Raw genomic sequence first — 22,418 nt, 5'->3', positions numbered from 1 at the left:
ACAGGGTCCATCGTCCCACGAAGTCCGATTCGGTGCATTCGAGTTTTTCGGACGACCCCGTGAAGGTACGCGCTCACTCGAGCGAAGACCACCAGTCGTCGCTGATGGTGCCGTGCGCAACGAGCACCGAGGGCCCTCTCAACCAGGCATGCTCGTCCTCGATCCGCACCTCCACTGCACCGCCGGGAATCCGTACCCGGACGACACCGGCGTCGGCCCCGTCGTACCGCAGCGCCGCTGCGGCGGCCGCGACCGTGCCCGTTCCACACGAGCGTGTCTCGCCGACCCCCCGCTCGTGCACGCGCATCTGGACGGCTCCCGATTCGATCGGGGTCAGAAACTCGATGTTGACGCCTTGAGGGAAGAAGCCGGGGTCGTAACCGGGCGACGTGAGGTCGAGTGCGGCGAGGCTCGCGCCCGTGAGATTCGGATCGACACAGGCCAGATGCGGGTTTCCGACGTCGATGCCGATCCCCGGATACACGCGGCCATCGATCGTGGCGGACGACTCGCCGAGCTGTGCAACCCGTCCCATTTCCACGGTGACCTCGCCCCTGACCGCTCCGGCAGAGTGGACCCGCACGGGCTTGCCGCCGGCTCTCGATCCCACGACGAAGCTCTTCCGAGTTTCCAGCCTTTCCGCGGTGAGGTAGTGCGCGAAGACCCGCACCCCGTTGCCGCACATCTCGGCGATCGATCCGTCGGCGTTGCGGTAGTCCATGAACCAGTCGCCGGCGCTCGCCCCGTCGGGGACCGCATCGAGCAGACCCGACTCGACCAACGCTCCGGTGCGCGCTACACGTAAGACGCCGTCGGCTCCGAGACCGCGTCGTCGGTCGCACAGGGCCGTGATGCGGTCGGATGTGAGAGTCAGCCGGGCATCGGGATCGGGAAGGATGACGAAATCGTTCTCGGTGCCGTGACCTTTGCTGAACTCCATGCCGTCAACCTTAGCGAGAGCTTCGCTGTTCTCAGCTCCAGGAGTCGACGACTCGCAGCGCATCGGAGTCGACGACTCACAGTGCTTCGGAGTCGACGACTCGCAGCGCATCGGCAGCCACATTCGGGTCGGCGCCGTCGAACCAGCGGATCCGATGATCGCGGCGAAACCATGAGCGCTGCCGACGGACGTACCGTCGGGTTCCGATGAAGGTCCGTTCCCGCGCATAGTCGAGGTCGCACTTCCCTTCCAGGTACTCGAGGACCTGGGAGTATCCAATCGCACGGGGTGCAGTCACGCCGTCGCGCAGTCCACGCGCGATCAGTGCATGTACCTCGTCGACGAGGCCGAGTTCGAACATGAGATCGGTGCGTTTCTCGATGCGCTCGTCCAGATCCGCCGTGTCGCGGTCGACGCCGAGGATGACCGTGCCCCAGCGTGGATCGCCGACGACCGGCTGTGATGCTGCAAAGGGAAGCCCGGTCAGCTCGACCACTTCCAGCGCACGGACCATGCGCCGCCCGTCCGTGGGCAGGATCGTGGCGGCCGCGGCAGGGTCGGCACGGCGCAAGGCTTCGTGCACTGCGGCCACTCCCCCGTCGGCGAGAACCGCTTCCCATTTCGCGCGGACGTCGGGGTCGGTCGCGGGGAACTGCCAGTCGTCGAGCAGGGACTGCACGTACATCATCGATCCGCCCACGACGATCGGCACCCGGCCCGACGCGAGGATGCGTTCGACGTCGGCGGTGGCGGCCTCCTGGTAGCGCGCGACCGTCGCAGTCTCTGTGACGTCGAGGACATCGAGTTGGTGGTGCGTGATCCCGCGTCGCTCGTCGACCGGAAGTTTCGCGGTGCCGATGTCCATCCCGCGGTACTGCTGCATCGCGTCGATGTTGACGATTTCACCCCCGACGGCCTCAGCGAGGTCCAGCCCGAGATCCGACTTACCCGTTGCGGTCGGACCTACCACGGCGATCGGACGACGATGTCCCGTCTTGCTCATGGACGCCATGCCCCCACGTGGTATCCCACACCGTAGGGTGCCGCGCTGTATTCGATCGTGGCCTCGGACGGAGGCTGGGCGAACGCCGCTGCCAGGACCTGCCATGCAGCACGACCTTCGAGTGCGATGTCCGCGCACAGTCCGGCGTCGAGCGCAGCCAGGATCTGGGGACTACCGGCCGCGAGGGCGTCGCCCAGACTCTGCTCGACTGCAGCAGACCTCTCGTCGAACGCGCCAGGAGCCTTGGATGTCAGGGTTGCAGCGCCGTCGGCGACGATGAGCAGCCCGCGCCGCGTGGCGCCTTCCTCGAGATGCGCTCGCAGTGTCTTGCCCAGCTGTGCGCACGCGCCTGGGTCGGTGTCGCGGGCGAGGACGTGTACCTCGGCGCGAACTTCCCGCGCTGTACGCTCGCGCAGCCATCCGGCGATCAACGCAGGAAGCGGCATGTCGACGTCCGGAGGCCCTGAGGCCGGAACCACTGCGGGACCGAGCTCAACCCGGACGTCGGCACCGAATCCGCGGAAGGTGCCGACGGCGTCGGACGGGACTTCCTCGCTCTCGGTCCCCGTACCCACCACGATCCACTCGTCGACGTCGCCGACCGCACGCGCCGCGGCGAGTACGGCGTGTCGCAACTCGTCGGCCTCGGGGGAATCGAGTCCGACCAATTCGGGCACGAGAAGAGGCGGGGAAGGCACGAACACCGCGGCAATCAACACATCGGCAACGGTAGTCGACCGGACCGGGAACCCCGCAGGCGCGCGACCTGTTTCAATAGGGGGCGGACGTGATCACGGATGCCGTGACCGGACCTGCGGTAAGCGATGCGATCAGGCAGCCGTGCCGCGCGGCAGAGATGAGGTAGCGATGACCGACCCGAACGCACAGGACCCGACGCCCGAGCAGGTGTCCGGCACACCGCCGCGTCCTGGTCCCCCGAAGCCGGGAGGCCCACGCCCCGGCGCGCCGAAGCCCGCCCCGACCGAGTCGGAGCACGCCCCCAAGCCTCATCCGGTCCCTGGACAGACGCATCCGCACGCCCCTGCGGTACCGGCAAGCGACCCGAGCCGGTTCGGACGAGTCGACGATGACGGCACCGCGTGGGTTCTGACCGCCGACGGTGAGCGTTGCATCGGTTCGTGGCAAGCAGGCGACGCCGCCGAAGGCCTCGAGCATTTCGGTCGGCGTTACGACGATCTCGCCACCGAGGTCGCACTGTTGGAGACCCGTCTGACATCGGGCTCCGGTGACGTCAAGAAGACCCGTGCGGCGGCCGAAGCGATCCTCGAGTCGTTGCCGACCGCGGCGGTGATCGGCGACCTGGACGCGCTCTCGGCACGGCTCACGGGTGTGATCGAGGAGTCGGAGAAGGCAGCGGTCGTCCAGAAACAGGAGAAGGAGCAGCACCGCGCGGAATCCACTGCCCGCAAGGAAGCGCTGGCGGCCGAGGCCGAGGAGATCGGCGCCGACTCGACTCATTGGAAGGCCGCAGGCGATCGTCTGCGGGAGATCCTCGACGAGTGGAAGTCGATCCGCGGTGTCGACCGTAAGACCGACGACGTGCTGTGGCGCCGGTATTCGAAGGCACGAGAGGCCTTCAATCGTCGTCGCGGCGCTCACTTCGCCGAACTCGATCGTGAACGTGCCTCCTCGAAGACCAAGAAGGAAGAGCTGGTCGCACGCGCCGAAGCACTGCAGGACTCCACCGACTGGGGCGCCACCGCCGCAGCATTCCGGGATCTGCTTGCTGAGTGGAAGGCATCGGGGCGCGCCCCGCGCGAGGCCGACGACCAGCTGTGGAAGCGCTTCAAGGGCGCACAGGACGTCTTCTTCGCCGCGCGCAACGCCGCATCCGCGGAACGCGACGCCGAGTTCGAGGAGAACGCCCGCGCCAAGGAGACGCTGCTCGAGTCGGCGTCGAGCATCGACCCCGCGGCCGATCTGGAGGCCGCGCGTACCCGGCTTCGCGAACTTCAGGAACAGTGGGAGGCGATCGGCAAGGTTCCCCGCGACCGGATGCACGATCTCGAGGGTCGTCTCCGGGCGATCGAGAAGCGCGTCCGTGAAGCGTCCGACAGCGAGTGGCGTCGGACCGACCCCGAAGCCCTTGCCCGCGCTGCCCAGTTCCGCGAGCGGGTCCAGCAGTTCGAGGAACAAGCGGAGAAGGCACAGGCGAAGGGCCGCACCAAGGATGCCGACGCGGCGCTCGCCCAGGCCGCACAGTGGCGCGAGTGGGCGGAAGCTGCGGAAAGCGCCGTCGGCGAACGCTGACCGCACCTCCGAAACAAAGCGAGCCTCGTTCGTGCCGGCAGGATTTCCGGCCCGGACGGGGCTCGCGTCGTCTGTGAGCGAACTACTTCAGGTGGCCGCCGAACATTCCCCGACGGTCGTCTTCTTCGGCAACACGCCGCAACTCGGCCTCGGCCTCGAGCTGCGCCGATGTACGGGACCAGACCACGCGGACCCAGTGGAAGGTCAGCACCATCACGGCGAGCCAGCCGAGGAACAGGCCGATTCCGGGGCCCGACGCGTCGGAGTCGACCGGAAGCGTCTGGCGTGACCACACCGTGAGCAACCCGAAGATGATCGACACCGCGGAGCCTGCAGCTGCGACCCACGCCAGAAACCATTTGCGAGTCACGAGCGCGAGAATCGAGGCGACCGCGCCGAACACGAGGACGAGCCACGTGAAGATGCGGGACGGAAGTGCGATCGATTCGGCTGTCGCGTCGGACGCGAACGAGAGCACCTCCCACCCATTGGCTGTACCGGCGTGCGGGAGGCTGAACGAGCCGAGCAGCACGAGCACCGCGACGGCAACGAACATCGCGCGAGTCCCCGGGTCGATCTCACCGGCGATCCGGCGTTCCGCCGCCTCCAGATCGGCGCGGGCGCCTCTGAGCCCGTGGTCGCTCAGCCGGTCTGTGTCCCCGTGCCCGCCCCCGTCGATGTTCGGACTGTTCTCGCCCGTGGTCATGCGTTGCATCCCATCTGTGTCGGTAGGGGTTCAGGGGCACCGATGCTCGGCAGGCCGAGGCCCACACCGATCGGTTTCGTCTTGGGCAAGCGCCCCTGTTCGAAGTGGTCGCCCGCGCGGGTGCGGCGGTGAGTGAGGATCGGGGTATCGGCCACGAGATGATGCGGCGCGGCATCACTGACGACGATCGTGACGATATCGCCGGGCCGCACCGCGGTGTCGATGTTGCCTTCGGGCCGGAAATGCACGAGACGTCCGTCCCGTGCGCGACCGCTCATCCGGGCGGTTTCGGCGTTCTTGCGACCTTCACCTGCCGCGACGAGCAGCTCGACCTCGGTACCGACGAGCTTGCAGTTCTCCTCCAGCGTGATGCTCTCCTGCAGCGCGATCAACCGCTCGTACCGTTCCTGCACGACGGCCTTCGGGAGCTGTTCGTCCATCTCGGCGGCGGGTGTGCCGGGGCGCTTGGAATACTGGAACGTGAAAGCGCTGGTGAAGCGAGCTTTCTCGACGACATCGAGGGTGTCCTGGAAGTCCTCTTCGGTCTCACCGGGGAATCCGACGATGATGTCGGTGGTGATGGCCGCGTGCGGCATCGCCGCACGGACTCGCTCGATGATGCCGAGAAACTTCTCCTTGCGGTACGAACGACGCATCGCACGCAGGACCCGGTCGCTACCGGACTGCAGCGGCATATGGAGTTGGGGGCATACGTTGGGCGTCGACGCCATCGCTTCAATGACGTCGTCGGTGAACTCTGCGGGATGCGGCGAGGTGAACCGCACACGCTCGAGACCGTCGATGTCGCCGCACGCGCGGAGCAACGACGCGAACGCGCCGCGGTCGCGAGGCTGTTCCGGGTCGGCGAAGGACCGCCCGTACGAGTTGACGTTCTGCCCGAGCAGTGTCACCTCGAGAACGCCTTCGTCGACGAGTGCCTGCACTTCGGCAAGGATGTCGCCGGGCCGGCGGTCGACCTCTTTGCCACGCAGGGCAGGCACGATGCAGAAAGTGCACGTGTTGTTGCATCCGACCGAGATCGACACCCAGCCCGCATAGGGTGACTCACGCTTGGCAGGGAGTGTCGAGGGGAATGCTTCGAGCGACTCGAGGATCTCGACCTCGGCCTTGCGATTGTGCCGCGCGCGATCGAGGAGAGCAGGGAGATTACCGATGTTGTGTGTACCGAACACGACATCGACCCACGGTGCCTTCTTGACGACGGTGGCGCGATCCTTCTGCGCGAGACACCCCCCGACCGCGATCTGCATGTTCGGGTTCTCGTCCTTGACCGGCCTGAGATGGCTCAGGTTGCCGTACAGCTTGTTGTCGGCGTTCTCGCGCACCGCGCACGTGTTGAAGACGACCAGGTCGGGCGCCGCACCTGCATCGGCGCGGGTGAATCCGGCGTCTTCCAGCAGGCCGGACAAACGCTCCGAATCGTGCACGTTCATCTGGCAGCCGTAGGTGCGGACCTCATAGGTTCGGGCACCTGTGTTCGGGGCAACATCGTCGATCAATGACACGTCTCAGGGTAGCTCACGAGAATAACCGACCGCCCCGGCGGTGACGGTGTCCGCCGCGCCGCACCGATGTCGAGGACGGCTACGGTCGGGCCTCGCCCCACTGCCGCTGTAAAAGTTGAATGTCGATGGGACGAAATGTGGAGGTTCCGGACAGCGACCGCATAGGGTCTTGATCATGACATCAGCGGATGCGGGTTCGGCGAAGCCCTCGGAGGGATCGAGCAGCTCCACTCCGATGATCACGATGACGAACGTGAACAAGCACTTCGGTGCTCTGCACGTCCTCCAGGACATCGATATCGAGGTCCCGAGTGGCCAGGTGGTCATCGTGGTCGGTCCGTCGGGGTCCGGGAAGTCCACCCTGTGCCGGACCATCAACAGGCTCGAGCCGATCGACTCGGGTGAGATCCGGGTCGACGGCAAGGCCCTTCCCGCCGAAGGCAAAGCCTTGGCGGCACTGCGCGCCGACGTCGGCATGGTGTTCCAGTCGTTCAACCTCTTCGCGCACAAGACGATCCTCGAGAATGTAATGCTGGGCCCACTCAAGGTCCGCAAGCAGAAGAAGGAGACCGCACGGGAGAACGCGCTGCGCTTGCTCGACCGCGTGGGCATCGCGAACCAGGCCGACAAGTACCCCGCGCAGTTGTCCGGCGGTCAGCAGCAGCGCGTCGCGATTGCCCGCGCCCTGGCAATGAATCCGAAGGTGATGCTGTTCGACGAGCCCACCTCCGCGCTCGATCCCGAGATGGTCCAGGAGGTTCTCGACGTGATGACCTCACTCGCCAAGGAGGGGATGACGATGGTCGTCGTCACCCACGAGATGGGCTTCGCCCGCAAGGCGGGAGACCGGGTGTTGTTCATGGCCGACGGCCGCATCGTCGAAGACACCGACCCCACCACCTTCTTCACCTCTCCGTCATCCGATCGGGCCAAGGATTTCCTCGGCAAGATCCTGAGCCATTAGCCCTGTTCACGACAGCCCGATCGAACACCACAACCGGAGGTACTCGATGAAAATGTCTCGCTCGATCCGCCTGGGCATCGGCGTGATCGCCGTCGCCCTCGCCGCAACAGCGTGCGGCGGCGACGAATCTCGTAGTGTCACATCCTCGGCCGAGAACGGCAGCCTCGTGGTGGGTATCAAGTTCGACCAGCCCGGACTCGGCCTCCGCAACCCCGACGGCACGTTCAGCGGGTTCGATGTCGAGGTGGCCAAGTACGTGGCCGGCCAGCTCGGCGTGCCCGAGGAGAACATCGAGTTCAAGGAGTCGCCGTCGGCTCAGCGCGAAACTCTTATCCAGAACGGCGAGGTCGACTACATCGTCGCAACCTATTCGATCACCGATTCTCGCAAGGAGAAGGTCGATTTCGCAGGTCCGTACTTCATCGCGGGCCAGTCGCTGCTGGTGCGCGCCGATGACACCGAGATCACCGGCCCGGAATCGCTCAACGGCGGCAAGCGCCTGTGTTCGGTGACGGGGTCGACGCCCGCACAGAACGTCAAGGACACCTATGCGCAGGATGTGCAGCTACAGGAGTTCGACACCTACTCCGCATGTGTCGAAGCTCTGCGGAACGGCGCGGTCGATGCGGTGACCACCGACGACATCATCCTCGCCGGTTACGCAGCCCAGAGTCCCGGCTCGTTCAAGGTGGTCGGTGAACCGTTCACCGAGGAGCGGTACGGCATCGGCCTGGCCAAGGGCGACGACGCTTCGCGAACTGCCATCAACGATGCAATCCAGGAGATGATCGACAGCGGAGCCTGGGCGGAGGCCTTCGAGGCAACCGTCGGCGCGTCCGGATACCCGCTGCCGGAACCGCCGACCGTCGATCGGTACTGATCCGACGCAGCGTTCGAGGTACGAACGGCCGGTTCGTGACGGGTTCACGGACCGGCCGGTTCTGCCCCCCAGTGTCCCGTCCCCTCGATCCCGGAGTTGACCTGTGGATCTGTTCAGCAAGTACGGAAGTCAGCTGCTCGAAGCGTTCTGGACGACGATCCAGCTGACGGTGTTGTCCGCTATCGGTTCGCTGATCCTCGGAACGATCCTCGCGGCCATGCGGGTGTCCCCGATCCCTGTCGCCCGGGCGGTCGGAACGGTGTATGTGACCATCTTCCGAAACACACCACTGACCCTGATCATCATCTTCTGCCTGTTCGGACTGTCACAGACTCTCCAGATCCATCTCGCACCGCAGTCGTCTCCGACATTCTTGGTGGACAACAACTTCCGTCTCGCGGTCCTCGGCTTGACCGTCTACACCGCCGCCTTCGTGTGCGAGTCTCTGCGCTCCGGAATCAACACCGTCCACCTCGGGCAGTCCGAAGCAGGCCGCTCCCTTGGCTTGACGTTCGGCCAGAACCTCCGGTTCATCGTGCTGCCGCAGGCTTTCCGCGCGGTCATCGCACCTCTGGGTTCCGTACTCATCGCCCTCACCAAGAACTCGACAATCGCGTCGGTGATCGGTGTAGCGGAGGCGTCGCTGCTGATGAAGACGATGATCGAGAACGAGGCGGCCATCTTTGTCATCGGTGGGATCTTCGCCGTGGGCTTCGTGATCCTGACCCTCCCGACCGGCCTGCTGTTCGGCTGGCTCAGCAAGCGATTCGAGGTAGCGCGATGAGTTCGGAAGGCACTGTTCTCTACGACGCTCCCGGCCCGAAGGCCCGCGCGCTCTACCGCGTGCTGTCGGTCCTCGTGGGCATCGTTCTCGTCATCATCGCATACGTGGTGTACCGCGCCCTGGATTCGCAAGGGCAGCTCACCGCAGCGAAATGGGACCCGTTCCTCGAGTCGTCGAGCTGGACGACGTACCTGATCCCCGGTATCCGGGGCACGCTGATTGCCGCCGCCCTGTCGATCGTGCTGGCCTTGGTATTGGGGGCGGTTCTGGGCATCGGCCGACTGTCGGAGCATCGTTCCATTCGGATGGTGTCCGGGTTCATCGTCGAGCTGTTCCGCGCGATCCCCGTCCTCATCCTGATGATCTTCGCGTACCAGGTGTTCGCGGAGTATCGACTGTTCAAGTCCGACTACCTTGCGCTCGCCGCGGTCGTGACCGGTCTGACGCTCTACAACGGGTCCGTGATCGCCGAGATCGTGCGCGCAGGCATCAACTCACTCCCGAAGGGCCAGACCGAAGCGGCCTCTGCCATCGGTCTACGCAAGGGCCAGACCATGCGTCTGATTCTCCTGCCGCAGGCCGTGACGGTAATGCTGCCTGCGATCGTGTCGCAGATGGTGATCGCGCTCAAGGACTCGGCACTCGGCTACCTCATCGGCTACGTCGAAGTGGTGCGGTCGGGGCAGCAGCTCGGTGCCTACTTCCAGAACTACCTTCCGTCGCTGCTGGTGGTAGCCGCCATCATGATCATCCTCAACAGCGCTCTGACGCGCTTCGCAACATGGCTCGAGAAGCGGTTGCGGTCCAGCAGGCGCCGGGGTTCGACCACCGACGGTGAGCCGGATGCCCCGGTGCCCGTGACGGCAGTACCCGGGATGGACATCACCGGTCCCCGCTCGGTGAGGTGACGAGCGGATAGTTCAGTCGAGCGGTTCGCCAGTATCGACTTCGAAAGCCGTCACTTCGTCGCGAACCACATCGAAGGCCATCCCCTGCGCGTAGCCGCGACGGGCAAGCATCCCGACGAGGCGTCGAACCAGCTTGTCGCGTTCGGTCGCGATCTCACGCCGGTCGCCCTCCGTGGGCAACGGCGCCTGGGTGCGGAGTTTCTTTCTGACCAGTTCTACGGCCCGTTCGCGTTCTGAATCACTGTCGATCGTGTCGAGGGCATCGGCCGCGTCCTGCTGGTCGATGCCCTTGCGGCGCAACTCCAGTGCTATCGCACGCTTGCCTTTCCCCGAGTACAGGTGCCGAGAGCGCACCCACTGCTGGGCGAAGTCTGCGTCGTCGATCAACCCGACCTCGGTGAGGCGATCGAGGGTGCGCTCGGAGATCTCCGCTGTAAAGCCCTTCTGCTCGAGTTTGGTGGCGAGTTCCGAGCGACTCCGGGCCCTATCGGTGAGGAGCCTCAGACACACATCCTTGGCCTGTGCTTCGGTGCCGCCGCCAGGTTCGGGGCGGGCCCGACGCCGACGGCCACCGGGTGCGGTGCGCGCGTCGTTCTCGGATGGTCCGACATCTTCGGGATCGTCCATGATGAGAACCCTAGACGCGGCCACCGACCGAGTCGGCGGACGTCCCGAGCCAGGCGGTGATGTCCGCGCACACGAGGTCGGCGAGGTCCGTGTAACCTTGCGCACCTGGATGCGCACCATCGCCCCGATCTGCTTCCCTCATCCACGAAGTCGCGCCGAGATTGGATTCGGACTCCGCTGGTTCGACGCGAAGTGTGCCGTTCTGCAAAGTCGTGTCGTTCACACCGAACGACACGATCATCCGGTTGTCGTACTCGCGGGAAAACCTGGCGAGCGCTTCGCTCGGCCAACGCGCCCGCACATCGGAAGACGTGTCGCGCCTGATACCGAGGTTGTAGACCGTGAGGTCGACGGGCAACTCGGCGAGTGCACGCTCCGCGACTCGACCCACCCAACCGCGATGCGCGGGGTCTCCGACCCCCGCGACGAAGGAATCACCGAAGACACACACCCGTAGGGGACGCACCGTCATTCCACAGATGCTGCCAGACGACCGGCGGTGCGCTCAGGGGACGAACACTTCGAGCGGTGCCGCTCCGATGTGGTGCAGACTCGTCGTGCCGATGGTGAAGACGACCCGTCCTCGCCCCGTGTGGATCTCCAGGTATCCGCCCTCCTGAAGACTCGGTGCGAGCCCCCGCGAAGTGTGCGACATGGACGCGGGTACGGATCCCGAGGCACCGGTCTCGAGGTTGTGCCAGTTCACCAACGCGGTCACAGCGCACGTCGGCTTGCCTCCGCTCGCCGTACCGAGGTAGGGCGCGAACGTCATCGACACCAGCGCGGTGGCGGGACGATCGTGAGGTGATCGGATGGAGGTGGTGATCTGGCCGGCGCAAAGCGGATCATTGCCCTCGCCGAGGGTGTAGGTGTGGCCGGGGACGATCAGGTACTCGGTGTGGTCGGCGGCTGCAGTGCCGGTGGCACCGAACATGGCGGCGGCGCCCAGCCCGGCCAGCACCGCAATCCTTGCTGAAAGTCGTGTGGTCACAAGGCGTGACACTACTTTTCGAGACCGACCACCGCAGAGCTTGTCCGAACTGTCAGGGTTGCCCGGCCACGCCCTTGTATCGGATATGGACGGAGGCACAGACCCGCGGGGTCTGTGCCTCCGTCGATGTTCGAGTCTGCGACTAGAAGTCGGCTTCCGCCTCGGCTTCGGGATCGGTCAGAACTGCACCGATGCCGAGCTTCTCCTTGATCTTCTTCTCGATCTCGTCGCGTATGTCGGTGTTCTCGAGCAAGAACTTGCGGGCGTTTTCCTTACCCTGACCGAGCTGATCGCCTTCGTACGTGTACCAGGAGCCGGACTTTCGGATGAAGCCCTGATCGACACCCATGTCGATCAGCGAGCCCTCCTTGCTGATGCCCTGCCCGTACAGAATGTCGAACTCTGCCTGCTTGAACGGCGGCGACACCTTGTTCTTGACGACCTTGACGCGGGTGCGGTTACCGACCGCGTCGCCGCCGTCCTTGAGCGTCTCGATGCGCCGGACGTCCAACCGAACGGAGGCGTAGAACTTCAAAGCCTTTCCGCCCGTGGTCGTTTCAGGAGAATTGTGCACCATCACGCCGTCAACGAAGTAGTTGTGATTGCCCTCGACCTCGATGTCGAAACGATGCATCGAACGAGTCTCGGGCTTGACGTGGACATCGAGCACCCGTGCAGGAACCAGATGTTGTGTGGGGTCGACGAACTGCGGCGTCACCGCGCCGAGACCGCGGAACCGCGGCAGGAGCTTGTACTCCATCGACGGGGCCATGTACGGCGCCACGATCTCCTGGAACTTCGCGCTCGCTTCAGTGGTGAACGTGAGAACCGCGACTCCGCGGGCACCCGCATGCCGCAACTTCACGTCGAGACCGTGAGTGTCGCGCAGGTAGTCTCGCACCCGTTCGCGGGAACCCACACTGAACGCCTCGACACAGATTTCGATGCGGCCGCTCCCACCCGCGGTCCGTTGCTGCAGCCCCTGCGACCGCACGCTGAAGGAGCCGTCGTCCATGTACCAGACGGCCAGCGACAGCGGCGTGAGCGCCTTGAGGTACTCCTCTGACAGGAACTTCTTGCCGTCGCCCAGGTAGACCGCGCGTTGAAGCTCGGCGAGCTCGGGCAACGGGGTGAAGTCGACGAACTTGGCGCCCTTGTCGTTGGTGCGCACAGAATGACCGATGTTACCGAGCAGTCCGGACTTCCAGTCGAGGTACTCGTGCTGCTGCGCACCGTGACCCATCCGAAAGCGAACACCGTTGCGGTCTCGACGGTTCGGCGACAGGTTGCCGTCGCCCATCAGCGAGCCGAGGACGACCTCGAACTGCTGGTCACTCAGCCGGTGCGGCTCCATAGCGAGCACGCGGTCGCCCGCAATGATTTCACCCGCGTGGGCCCAGCCTCCGGGCGTGCGGATGAGGTGGTTCGGCGTCGCGGCGAACTGGGAACGACCGTTGCCACCGGACTTCTCGACGGTGAACTGCAGGAAATGATCGGCCGGACCGTTGTCGAACCAGTTGACGATGCGACGGGGAACGATCTTGTCGGTGGCGGGGTCATAGGACATGACCTCGACATCCAGCTTCTGATTGACGATCTTGCCGATCTTCTCGGTCGTGCCGTCGGCCAACTGCACCCTCGTGGAGTAGTTGAAGCAGCCGAACATGACTCCGATCTTCTCTCGGAGCTGGTTGATGAAGATTGCGGTGGTGCCGGAGTTGTTGAGCGCACCCGTCATCTTGCGGAGTGCCTGGCTCATCAGGCGAGCTTGGAGTCCGACGTGGCTGTCGCCCATCTCCCCTTCGATCTCGGCGCGGGGCACAAGGGCTGCGACCGAGTCGATGACGAGGATGTCGAGCGCGCCGGAGCGGATCAGCATGTCGGCGATCTCGAGCGCCTGCTCGCCGGTGTCCGGCTGCGACACGAGCAGGGCGTCGGTGTCGACACCGAGTTTGCGCGCATATTCCGGGTCGAGGGCGTGTTCCGCGTCGATGAACGCGGCGATGCCGCCTGCGGCCTGAGCGTTGGCCACCGCATGGAGTGCCACCGTGGTCTTACCCGAGGATTCCGGCCCGTAGATCTCGACGACTCGGCCGCGAGGCAGGCCGCCGATACCGAGCGCCACGTCGAGCGCGATCGACCCGGTCGGGATCACTGCAATGGGGGGACGCGCATCCTCACCCAGGCGCATCACGGAGCCCTTGCCGAAATTCTTGTCGATCTGCGCCAGGGCAAGCTCGAGCGCCTTTTCGCGATCGTGTGCCTGTGCTGCCATCTTGGTCCCCTTCATCGTGTCCCGTCCTGATTGTCGACGACGCTACAACCGGGCACCGACATCTTTCGCTGCCATGACCGCGGACTCGCCGAAGCTGTGGATGAATTCGCCGCCTGTGAACAGACGCCCTTCACCATCGAACATACCCAGCATAGGGGAACATCTGTTCGAATTCATGCAAATGTGTTCGATCAACGTCGCACGGCGGGCACGTCGAACTCCTCACACAGCGCCCGCCATACCTCGCGAGGCTCCTGACCTGCTTCGATCGCTTGCTCCGCGGTCCGTCCACCCAGCTCGAGCAGAATGTGGTCACGCAGAAGGGCATCGCCGTACACCTGTCCGAATTCGTCTCGGACCATCTCGTGGAACTCTGTCAATCGCACGACACCACCGTAACGGCCGAACCGAATCCCCCGCAGCGACGATCCGATCAGCGAACTGCACCCACACACACCGCGATCGGGTCCTCGACGTCGGTCGCTGTCGCGGCGGCGCGCCTGGCCGCCTCTGTGAACCTCGGCTCGGCCAGGATCTCCGCAACCGCATCCCGCACCGACGCAGCGTCGAGGGGCCGGACCACCACTGCACTCCCCTGTCGCGCAGCCCTGTTCGCGAGTTCCCACTGATCGCCTCCGCCCGGCACGATCACCGCGGGCACCCCCGCACTCAAGGCCTTCGCGAGCATTCCGTGGCCGCCGCCACAGACAACGACATCGACGTCACGAAGAAGGACATCCTGACGCCCCTGCCCTGCCACCGCCCATTCCGGGAGCACATTTCCGGGCGGGTCGAGCATCGTGGCCGCGACACGCATCCCCAGCCCGTCGAGGCCCTCGCACACCGCATCGAGCATCCCCGCGACCCCGGTAGCTGCCGTCGACGGCGCCACCATCACGAGAGGCCCGTCCCCCGGAGGCGGTTCGAGGACCGTGCCGGTCGGCTCCCAGTGCAGCGCTCCGACGACGTGAGCGTTCGACGGCCAATCCGGTCTCGGTACCTCGAGAGCGGGCACTGTTGCGACGAGCCTCGCCTGCGGACCAGGATCTCGCGCAGGGAGACCGATCCCCACGCGTGCGGCGGAACGTTCATGTTCCCCCTGCCGTAAGGATCGCGCTGTGAGGCGGCGTAACAGGGCGTCACGCGCCCGACCGCCAAGGCCTGTCCCGGGCTCGAGTCCACTGCCGATCGGAGGCAGACCGCGCGACGGCAGATACAGCGGGTGGGGAGACAACTCGACCCACGGAATTCCGAGCCGCTCGGCGGCCATACCGCCACCCGCGGTGATGACATCCGAGACGACGAGATCAGGCAGAAGCGCGCTGAGACCGGGGAGCAGAAGAGTCGCGATGTGCGCGGCCCGCGCGTGAATCTTCGCACCCGCATCGCCGTCGTCGTCGTCGCCCCTCGGCGTCAGTCCGTCGAGCGGGGCCACCGTCACGCCGGGTACATCGACGCCGAACCAACGCTCGCCGGTGAAGAGCACCGCTTCATGACCGGCATCGACGAACCGCCTGCTCAGCGCAATGGCCGGAATCGCGTGTCCCGCATCGGGCCCGGCCACCAATGCCACTCGCATCGGCCCAGACTGCCACAGATCGTGATCGCCGCAGCACACCGGTCACCGCGCACGCAGGCGCCGACTCCAGGTCTAGCCGGCGAACGTGTACAGATCGAAGCCCACGGCGCGGGCCGCCGGGAACCCGGGCAGCGGCCCCGTAGCCATCTCGACCTGTGCTCGGGCCTGTTCCAGGACGTCTGTGTCGGAGAGGGCCTCGAGATACCGACGGTGCGCGGCGAGCGAGTCCACCGCTACGTCGACCGTGTCGGTGACATCGACTGCGTGGGACGCGCCCGGAGTATTGACCGCTGCCCACCGCACTCCGGACCACGGCGCGAACCCTTGCTCCACGCCGAGTTCCGGAAAGATCCATTCGTTGGCGGCATCGGAGACGGCATCGAGCACACACAGCCCCAACGCACGATGGTCGGCGCTGTTCAGTGCGCCCGGGAACCACGTGAGGCCGAAATTCGCGGTCACCACCATCTCGGGCCGGTGCCTCCTGATCGCTCCTGCCACGTCACGCCGCAAGTCCGGTCCCGCGACGAGGCGCCCGTCCGGGTGGCCGAGGAACTCGACGGTCTCGACGCCGACGATCGCCGCTGATGCCCGCTCCTCTTCCTCCCGGAGCGGACCGCACTCTGCGGGCGGCAAGCTTGCTATCCCGGCCTCACCACTGGTGGCAAGAACATACCGGATGTCTTTGCCCTGCCGAGTCCACCGGGCCACCGCCGCAGCCGCGCCGTACTCGATGTCGTCGGGATGAGCAACGACGACGATTCCCCTCGTCCAGTCCTCCGGCACAGGTTCCATGCGTCCACTATGCGGTCTCGCTCAGACCCGCGTGATGTCGTCGCGCCGATTTCCTCCGGAGATGGCTTTGTACAGCATGTAACCGCCGAATGCGATCGCACCCAGCACCAGGATCCCGAACAGGTGGTCGAACACTGCGCCGATCACCGCAAGCCCGATCCATACCAGCACCACTACTCCGACAATCTTCCAGAACATCGTCTTCTCCCGCCTCGTGCCTGAGCACGTTCCGTGTCGTACTCACACGATCCTGACACGACACCGTTGAGAAAACACCAGCTCAGAGCATAGATCAGGGAAAAATCAGGGGATACCCGCAGAAGCCGGGGAGACCACTCGGGGTCGGCGTTCACCCAGGGTGGTGGTGCGGAGGTCTCCGCACCCGCCTACGCTCGACGGGTTTGGTCCTCAAATTCGGAAGTCGACTGTCGGAAGCTGAGTGAACGTGTCCCCGAGCCGCCTGACCCCCGCCCGCGATCTGGCGCAGATCGCGGTATTCGCCGCCCTCATCATCGCTCTCGGCCTGCCAGGCCAGATCACGATCGGTTCCTCGGGCGTCCCGATCACCCTGCAGACCCTCGGCGTCATGCTCGCCGGTGCTCTGCTCGGCGCGCGTAAGGGCATGCTGTCGGTCTCGACCGTGATCCTTCTCGGGCTTGCGCTTCCGGTACTCGCAGGGGGACGGACCACACTCACCTCGCTCGCCGGCCCTACGGCAGGCTTCCTGCTCGGCTGGATTCCGGCAGTTGCGGTGATCGGGTGGCTCAGCGCGCGCATGCTTCCCCGCTATCGTGTCCTCCCGGGTATCGCGGCGAATGTACTCGGCGGCATTGTGGTGCTGTACGCGTTCGGAATTGCCGGCATGGTGCTGCGAACCGATCTGACCGTGTGGGCCGCTCTCGCAGCCAACGTCGCGTTCCTTCCTGGCGACCTGTTCAAGGCCGTCGTTGCCGCCGCAGTGGCCGCCCAGGTGCATCGGGCCTATCCCGCCCTGCTCATGTCCCCGATCAGACACGCGCCCAACGCCGACCCCGCGCACTGAACGCTGCACCACACGATGAGCGAGATTCGTTTCCAGCAGGTCCGCCACGCCTATGGTGAGCGTGCGGTCCTCGACGACGTGAACGTCGTCCTGACCGAACCCCGCATCGGCATCGTCGGCGCGAACGGCAGCGGCAAGTCGACACTCGCACGCATGATCAACGGGTTGGTCGTCCCCACTTCCGGTTCGGTGACCGTCGACGGACTCGACACCGGCCGCAAAGGGCGCGAGGTCCGTAAACGCGTCGGATTCGTCTTCACCGACCCGGATCACCAGATCGTGATGCCGACAGTCGCAGAGGACGTCGCATTCTCCCTGCGCCGCAGCTCCCTCGGTAAAGCCGAGCGCAACGAGCGAGTCCGGCAGGTGCTCGACGACTTCGGTCTCGCCGCGCATCATGACCACCCGAGTCACCTCCTGTCCGGGGGGCAGAAACAGTTGCTCGCGCTCGCCGCGATCATGGTCACCGACCCGCAGATCCTGGTCGCGGACGAACCGACCACTCTCCTCGACCTACGCAACACCAAACTGATCGCCCGGACTTTCTCGAACCTCCGACAGCAGCTGATCGTCGTGACCCACCAGCTCGATCTGCTCGGCGACTTCGATCGGGTACTCGTCGTCGATGCCGGACGCATCGTTGCCGACGATGCACCGGGTCCGGCGATCAGGTTCTACCGGGACCTCATCGGGTGAGCATCGTCGGCCTGCACCACCCTGGGCACTCCCCGCTGCACCGCTTGCCTGCCGGAGCCAAGCTCATTGTCGTGTCACTGACGATCGTTGTCATGACGCTGTGGATCCGGCAGCCGTGGCAGGTCCTGCCCTGTGCGGTCGCCGTGGCAGGTGCCTACACCCTCGCCCGGATCCCGGTACGGCTCGCCACAACGCAATTGCGACCGCTGCTGTGGATGCTCGCGATCATCGCGGTTTTCCAGATGATCGTGGCGGGATGGGAACGCGCCGTCGTGATCTGTGGATCGCTGTTTCTGGCGATTGCTCTCGCCCTGCTGATCACACTGACCACCCGCATGACGGACATGCTCGACGCGATCGTTGCGGCTGTGCGGCCGCTTCGGCGGGTGGGAGTGGACCCGGACCGCGTGGGACTCGTGCTCGTGATGACGATCCGTTGCATTCCGCTGTTGGGATCGATGGTCGCGCGTGTCACCGAGGCTCGTAAAGCACGCGGGCTGGGCTTCTCATTGCGGGCTCTGGTCGTGCCCGTCGTAGTGGGCGCGCTCATGACCGCAGAGGCGATGGGAGAGGCGCTCGCGGCACGCGGTGTCGACGACTGACAGGGTCGACGACTGACAGCTGTACGCGGCCGTTTCTCGCCGACGCAATAGCGGTTCAGTGTCGGTGGCGTTCCTGGATCTGCTCGATCTCACGCCAGGACTGCGCCCAGCTCTCCAGCCGTTCCGACGCATCGATGAGTTCGGTCCGCTGCCGGTCGAGGAACGCCATCGACCGTGTACCTTCGGGCGCTGCGGCGAGTTTCGCAGCAGCGGAGACGAGCTGTTCGTATTGGTCGACGCCCGAGTCGAGCCGCTGCCCCGCCGCCATGATGGCAGGACCCAGGTGAACGCCTGCCGCCTCGCTGGCTCGGGCAGCCGATTCGAGCGCCACGATGTCCTCGACGACGCTGTCGAGCGCCGACGACGCCGACCGGGCGGCCTCTCCGATCTCCTCGAGGTCGTCACCCGCCACTGCACCGGACTTGGAGACGACGGCGAGTAATCGCTCGAGGCCCTGCTCGTTACTCGACAGCCGTTGCATTGCAGCTCGGGCCACCGATCCGGTCGGCGGCAAGGACCTGCGCGCCGGAGCGGCGGGTGGGAGTGGAACCGCGTCGAGACGACGGAAGGTGCGCAACGCAAAGATCGCCGGTACCGCGAACACGGCGGTTGCACCGCCGGTAGCGACCACCGTCCACTCGGGCGCCGACGCCGCGACCAGAGTTGCAGTGCCGATACCCCACGTTCCGGCGGTCATACCGAAGAATCCGGCACGACGACGTGCACGGCGCTTCTTTCGTCGAAGTTTCGCCGCCGGATCACGCCATCGGCGCGCGACGTCCACCGCAGCGTCGGTCACCTCCCTGAGCGCGGCGACGGCCGGACCGGGCGTCATTCCGGTCCGGCCGTCGTCGGGTGTGCTCATGGTTGTCGAGTTCCGCTCGATGGAGGTTGCGCGACTACTGGGACCCTGCAGAGCCAGCAGCGTTCGGAGGTTCCTTTGCAGTATTGACGGCGGGATTCGCCGGTGCGCCGCCCGGCAGTGCGTCGCCCTTCATCGAAGCACGGATCTGTTCGAGACGGCTGTGACCGGCCATCTGAACAGTGGCCTGCTGCACTTCGAGCATGCGTCCCTGTACCGAGTTCTGGGCGAGCTCGGCCGAGCCGAGTGCGGTGGCGTAGCGCTGCTCGATCTTCTCGCGCACGGCATCCAGGCTCGGCGTGGTGCCCGGAGCTGAGAGTGTCGAGTCCATGGACCGCAGCGATTCGCTGACGCGTTCTTGCATCTTGGCCTGCTCAAGCTGGCTGAGCAGCTTGGTGCGCTCGGCCACCTTCTGCTGTAGCGCCATGGCGTTCTGCTCGACGGCCTTCTTGGCCTGAGCCGCCGCTTGCAGCGACTGGTCGTGCAGGACCTTCAGATCCTCGACCGACTGTTCGGCGGTGACAAGCTGCGCGGCGAACGCCTCGGCTGCATTCGTGTACTGGATCGCCTTCTCCGTGTCGCCGGCGTTGCTGGCCTGGTCGGCCATCATAACGGCTTGACGAGCGCTCGCATTGAGCTTCTCGACCTCGTCCAGCTGCCGGTTCAGCTTCATCTCCAGCTGGCGCTGGTTGCCGATCACTGATGCTGCCTGCTGCGACAACGCCTGGTGCTGACGCTGCGCATCCTCGATCGCCTGCTGAATCTGAACCTTCGGATCGGCCTTCTCATCGATCTTGGAGTTGAAGAGCGCCATGAGGTACTTCCAACCCTTGACGAACGGATTAGCCATGGGTGTGATCCCGCCTCCATCTGTACGCCGCGCCGAACGCGACCCGGTGCGCGACCCTCGCACACCGGTTCCGGTTCGCCGTGCCGGTCACCTTCGACTCGACCGATCCGGCGATCCCACCTGGCGACTCGAGCCACCCCCCGGGACGGTGACCCACGCTGTGTCGCTTTCGTCCGTATTCGGCGAGGCCGACACGGTCGCGATCCATGTTATGCCGCAGCGAGCGCCCGTGCCGCCGGTGCCGGAATCACCACGCGAGTCTCCTGCGTGATGAGCGACTCCTGGGCAAGCAGCGAGTCCGAGTTCAGAAGGGCTGCGTCGACTGTTTCGACACCCGACTCGGGGTGCGCCGCGTCCGGGCCTGCGTAGCCACCCGGCATCATCACGTCCGCGCCGGTACCCTGCAGAGCCCGGTCGGCAAGCGACTCACTGACGTCGAAAAGCACATCGGACAGGGGCACGTCGAGTGCGTCGCAGATCGCGGCGAGCAGTTCGCTCGATGCTTCCTTCCGCCCTCGTTCGACCTCCGAGAGGTAACCGAGACTGACCCTGGCGCTGCTGGAGACTTCACGCAGGGTGCGGCTCTGCGAAACACGGGTGCGCCGAAGGCTGTCACCGAGTGCCTCACGCAACAACAGCGCCATCGCATCCTCCTTCGTCCGTCGTGCCTATACCTCGACAACGCGCGACACGGTCGCGAGGTTCCCGGGCATCCACCGGACTTCGAATACCGCGGTGCACAGACATTACAACGCCGCCTGGGAACCCCAGCGCGTGAGTAGCCATACCTTCTGGTGAGCAAACATGAACATGCCCAGTTCGCTTCGTCATCAGGCAGCTCACGTCGCAGTGTCCTCGGCCGGAGCATGACGTGCTCTCACGCGGGATCACCGTTCAGGTGCTCCTGTTCGGCGCGACGTACTCCGGCGCGCAGCCTCGCCGCCTGGACGACGTAATCGAGCCCGGTGACGACCGTGAGCACTACCGCCAGCACGATCAAAGCCATAGCGAACGGTGCCACGACGTCGGGCAGCGGAAGCAGATACACGCCGATCGCGACGGTCTGTACCAACGTTTTGAGTTTGCCGCCACGACTGGCGGGTATCACTGCGTGCCGTAGTACTGCGAAGCGCAGTGCGGTGATACCGAGCTCGCGCACGGCGATGATGCCGGTTATCCACCACGACAGATCTCCGAGCAGCGACAGCCCGACCAGGGCGGCCCCGATGAGCGCCTTGTCCGCGATCGGATCGGCCATTTTGCCGAAGTCCGTGACGAGCCCGAGCCTGCGGGCGAGCTGACCGTCGATACGGTCGGTGATCGCGGCGATCGCGAAGACCGCTGCTGCCGCGAGCCGCCAGAGAGTCTCCTGCCCATCGCCGATGAACAAGAAGACGAGGAACACCGGTACCAGTGCAATGCGCAGCACCGTGAGTATGTTGGCGATATTCCACAGCGGGACCGGGTCGTGCGCGGAACCGGCATTCGGTCCCGGTGCGGCGCCGCTCCCGCCCGATGCGGCAACGGACTGGCGGGGCGTGCTCATGCGCCCACAATATCGGTACATTCACGCGCTACTGTTCACCGCATGACTTCACCGGCCCACGAACAGGACACGAACGACCGGATTGTCGTGCGGCGCGCCCGAACCTCCGACGTGCCGGGAATAAAACAGCTGATCGACATCTACGCCGGGAAGATTCTTCTCGAAAAGAATCTCGTGACCTTGTACGAATCCGTTCAGGAGTTCTGGATCGCCGAACTCGGAGGCAAACTGGTCGGGTGCGGGGCCCTCCACGTTCTGTGGTCGGACCTCGGCGAGATTCGCACCATCGCGGTAGACCCCCAGGTCACAGGACGCGGCACAGGGCACCTCATCGTCTCGCGCTTGATCGAGGTCGCGCGTGAACTCGAACTCGAACGGCTTTTCGTCCTGACTTTCGAGGTCTCGTTCTTCGCACGCCACGGGTTCGCGGAGATCGACGGAACGCCGGTGACCTCCGAGGTCTTCGCAGAGATGTGCCGGTCGTACGATACGGGCGTTGCGGAATTCCTGGACTTGAGCTACGTGAAGCCCAACACGCTCGGCAACACCCGGATGTTGCTCACCCTGTGAG

26 protein-coding genes are annotated in these 22,418 nt (G+C 65.3%); 9 read left to right on the top strand and 17 right to left on the bottom strand.

The window, feature by feature from the left end; translation table 11 throughout:
- Positions 1-73: 73 nt before the first annotated feature.
- The 3 genes from dapF to ACSYG9_RS21590 form a co-directional block, all read right to left on the bottom strand.
- Positions 74-940, bottom strand: a complete 867-nt coding sequence (gene dapF / locus ACSYG9_RS21600) for a diaminopimelate epimerase (protein WP_440124412.1) — start codon at positions 938-940, stop codon at positions 74-76.
- Between the two features lie 76 nt (positions 941-1,016).
- Positions 1,017-1,952, bottom strand: coding sequence for a tRNA (adenosine(37)-N6)-dimethylallyltransferase MiaA (gene miaA / locus ACSYG9_RS21595; RefSeq protein ID WP_454839859.1), 936 nt, complete (start codon positions 1,950-1,952; stop codon positions 1,017-1,019).
- The gene (locus ACSYG9_RS21590; protein ID WP_440124410.1) at positions 1,940-2,662 is read right to left on the bottom strand and encodes a hypothetical protein; all 723 of its coding nucleotides are present in this window, start codon (positions 2,660-2,662) and stop codon (positions 1,940-1,942) included. Before ACSYG9_RS21590 ends, miaA begins: the two co-directional genes overlap by 13 nt.
- 148 nt (positions 2,663-2,810) lie before the next feature.
- Between ACSYG9_RS21590 and ACSYG9_RS21585 the strand changes: the two genes are divergently transcribed.
- Positions 2,811-4,214 (top strand): DUF349 domain-containing protein, encoded by a 1,404-nt coding sequence (locus ACSYG9_RS21585; protein WP_440124409.1) that lies wholly within the window; start codon positions 2,811-2,813, stop codon positions 4,212-4,214.
- An 82-nt stretch (positions 4,215-4,296) separates the two neighbouring features.
- Here the strand turns inward: ACSYG9_RS21585 and ACSYG9_RS21580 are convergent, their stop codons facing one another.
- A complete protein-coding gene (locus tag ACSYG9_RS21580; protein WP_454839856.1) occupies positions 4,297-4,920 on the bottom strand; it encodes an Rv2732c family membrane protein in 624 nt (207 codons plus the stop codon).
- Positions 4,917-6,374, bottom strand: coding sequence for a tRNA (N6-isopentenyl adenosine(37)-C2)-methylthiotransferase MiaB (miaB, locus tag ACSYG9_RS21575; RefSeq protein ID WP_454843015.1), 1,458 nt, complete (start codon positions 6,372-6,374; stop codon positions 4,917-4,919). The genes ACSYG9_RS21580 and miaB overlap by 4 nt, the downstream gene beginning before the upstream one ends.
- A gap of 307 nt (positions 6,375-6,681) precedes the next feature.
- Between miaB and ACSYG9_RS21570 the strand changes: the two genes are divergently transcribed.
- From ACSYG9_RS21570 to ACSYG9_RS21555, 4 genes are all read left to right on the top strand, one after another.
- Entirely contained in the window at positions 6,682-7,410 is a 729-nt protein-coding gene (locus ACSYG9_RS21570) for an ATP-binding cassette domain-containing protein (RefSeq protein ID WP_440127756.1), read from the top strand.
- A 46-nt stretch (positions 7,411-7,456) separates the two neighbouring features.
- Positions 7,457-8,290, top strand: coding sequence for a glutamate ABC transporter substrate-binding protein (locus ACSYG9_RS21565; protein WP_454839854.1), 834 nt, complete (start codon positions 7,457-7,459; stop codon positions 8,288-8,290).
- Between the two features lie 103 nt (positions 8,291-8,393).
- Positions 8,394-9,074 carry an ABC transporter permease subunit gene (locus tag ACSYG9_RS21560; RefSeq protein ID WP_440124405.1) on the top strand — a complete coding sequence of 227 codons (681 nt, stop codon included), beginning with the start codon at positions 8,394-8,396 and terminating at the stop codon, positions 9,072-9,074.
- Positions 9,071-9,982, top strand: coding sequence for an ABC transporter permease subunit (locus ACSYG9_RS21555; protein ID WP_440124404.1), 912 nt, complete (start codon positions 9,071-9,073; stop codon positions 9,980-9,982). The genes ACSYG9_RS21560 and ACSYG9_RS21555 overlap by 4 nt, the downstream gene beginning before the upstream one ends.
- A 12-nt stretch (positions 9,983-9,994) precedes the next feature.
- Here the strand turns inward: ACSYG9_RS21555 and recX are convergent, their stop codons facing one another.
- The 8 genes from recX to ACSYG9_RS21515 form a co-directional block, all read right to left on the bottom strand.
- Positions 9,995-10,633, bottom strand: coding sequence for a recombination regulator RecX (gene recX / locus ACSYG9_RS21550; RefSeq protein ID WP_454839852.1), 639 nt, complete (start codon positions 10,631-10,633; stop codon positions 9,995-9,997).
- Complete coding sequence (locus ACSYG9_RS21545) at positions 10,620-11,081, bottom strand: GDSL-type esterase/lipase family protein (RefSeq protein ID WP_454839850.1); 462 nt, start codon at positions 11,079-11,081, stop codon at positions 10,620-10,622. The genes recX and ACSYG9_RS21545 overlap by 14 nt, the downstream gene beginning before the upstream one ends.
- A gap of 33 nt (positions 11,082-11,114) precedes the next feature.
- Positions 11,115-11,600, bottom strand: a complete 486-nt coding sequence (locus ACSYG9_RS21540) for a hypothetical protein (RefSeq protein WP_440124401.1) — start codon at positions 11,598-11,600, stop codon at positions 11,115-11,117.
- Positions 11,601-11,742: 142 nt separating this feature from the next.
- Positions 11,743-13,875 (bottom strand): intein-containing recombinase RecA, encoded by a 2,133-nt coding sequence (recA, locus tag ACSYG9_RS21535; protein WP_440127755.1) that lies wholly within the window; start codon positions 13,873-13,875, stop codon positions 11,743-11,745.
- Between the two features lie 191 nt (positions 13,876-14,066).
- Positions 14,067-14,261 carry a DUF3046 domain-containing protein gene (locus ACSYG9_RS21530; protein WP_440124400.1) on the bottom strand — a complete coding sequence of 65 codons (195 nt, stop codon included), beginning with the start codon at positions 14,259-14,261 and terminating at the stop codon, positions 14,067-14,069.
- A 47-nt stretch (positions 14,262-14,308) separates the two neighbouring features.
- Complete coding sequence (locus tag ACSYG9_RS21525) at positions 14,309-15,454, bottom strand: nucleotide disphospho-sugar-binding domain-containing protein (RefSeq protein ID WP_440124399.1); 1,146 nt, start codon at positions 15,452-15,454, stop codon at positions 14,309-14,311.
- Between the two features lie 72 nt (positions 15,455-15,526).
- On the bottom strand, positions 15,527-16,249 hold the full coding sequence (locus ACSYG9_RS21520; RefSeq protein ID WP_440124398.1) for a PIG-L family deacetylase: 723 nt from the start codon (positions 16,247-16,249) through the stop codon (positions 15,527-15,529).
- A gap of 21 nt (positions 16,250-16,270) precedes the next feature.
- Positions 16,271-16,447 carry a hypothetical protein gene (locus ACSYG9_RS21515; RefSeq protein WP_169688772.1) on the bottom strand — a complete coding sequence of 59 codons (177 nt, stop codon included), beginning with the start codon at positions 16,445-16,447 and terminating at the stop codon, positions 16,271-16,273.
- 247 nt (positions 16,448-16,694) lie between these two features.
- On the opposite strand from ACSYG9_RS21515, the gene ACSYG9_RS21510 reads away from it, so the two are divergent.
- From ACSYG9_RS21510 to ACSYG9_RS21500, 3 genes are read left to right on the top strand one after another with little or no spacing between them, the layout of a single operon-like run.
- Positions 16,695-17,291 (top strand): biotin transporter BioY, encoded by a 597-nt coding sequence (locus ACSYG9_RS21510; protein ID WP_440127754.1) that lies wholly within the window; start codon positions 16,695-16,697, stop codon positions 17,289-17,291.
- A 15-nt stretch (positions 17,292-17,306) separates the two neighbouring features.
- Positions 17,307-17,987 (top strand): ATP-binding cassette domain-containing protein, encoded by a 681-nt coding sequence (locus ACSYG9_RS21505; RefSeq protein WP_440124397.1) that lies wholly within the window; start codon positions 17,307-17,309, stop codon positions 17,985-17,987.
- On the top strand, positions 17,984-18,589 hold the full coding sequence (locus ACSYG9_RS21500; RefSeq protein ID WP_440124396.1) for a CbiQ family ECF transporter T component: 606 nt from the start codon (positions 17,984-17,986) through the stop codon (positions 18,587-18,589). Before ACSYG9_RS21505 ends, ACSYG9_RS21500 begins: the two co-directional genes overlap by 4 nt.
- A 55-nt stretch (positions 18,590-18,644) precedes the next feature.
- On the opposite strand, the gene pspM is transcribed toward ACSYG9_RS21500, so the two are convergent.
- From pspM to pgsA, 4 genes are all read right to left on the bottom strand, one after another.
- Positions 18,645-19,454, bottom strand: coding sequence for a phage shock envelope stress response protein PspM (gene pspM, locus ACSYG9_RS21495; RefSeq protein WP_440124395.1), 810 nt, complete (start codon positions 19,452-19,454; stop codon positions 18,645-18,647).
- A gap of 34 nt (positions 19,455-19,488) precedes the next feature.
- Positions 19,489-20,301 (bottom strand): PspA/IM30 family protein, encoded by an 813-nt coding sequence (locus ACSYG9_RS21490; protein WP_330131668.1) that lies wholly within the window; start codon positions 20,299-20,301, stop codon positions 19,489-19,491.
- 209 nt (positions 20,302-20,510) lie between these two features.
- Positions 20,511-20,945, bottom strand: coding sequence for a helix-turn-helix domain-containing protein (locus ACSYG9_RS21485; protein ID WP_440124394.1), 435 nt, complete (start codon positions 20,943-20,945; stop codon positions 20,511-20,513).
- Between the two features lie 233 nt (positions 20,946-21,178).
- Positions 21,179-21,847 carry a CDP-diacylglycerol--glycerol-3-phosphate 3-phosphatidyltransferase gene (gene pgsA / locus ACSYG9_RS21480; protein ID WP_440124393.1) on the bottom strand — a complete coding sequence of 223 codons (669 nt, stop codon included), beginning with the start codon at positions 21,845-21,847 and terminating at the stop codon, positions 21,179-21,181.
- A gap of 42 nt (positions 21,848-21,889) precedes the next feature.
- Here pgsA and ACSYG9_RS21475 point away from each other — a divergent pair, with 42 nt between their 5' ends.
- Positions 21,890-22,417 (top strand): amino-acid N-acetyltransferase, encoded by a 528-nt coding sequence (locus ACSYG9_RS21475; RefSeq protein ID WP_440124392.1) that lies wholly within the window; start codon positions 21,890-21,892, stop codon positions 22,415-22,417.
- Position 22,418 lies beyond the last annotated feature (1 nt).

The organism is Rhodococcus sp. SJ-2 (assembly GCF_053750035.1).
This window is presented reverse-complemented; position numbering and strand designations above follow the sequence as displayed.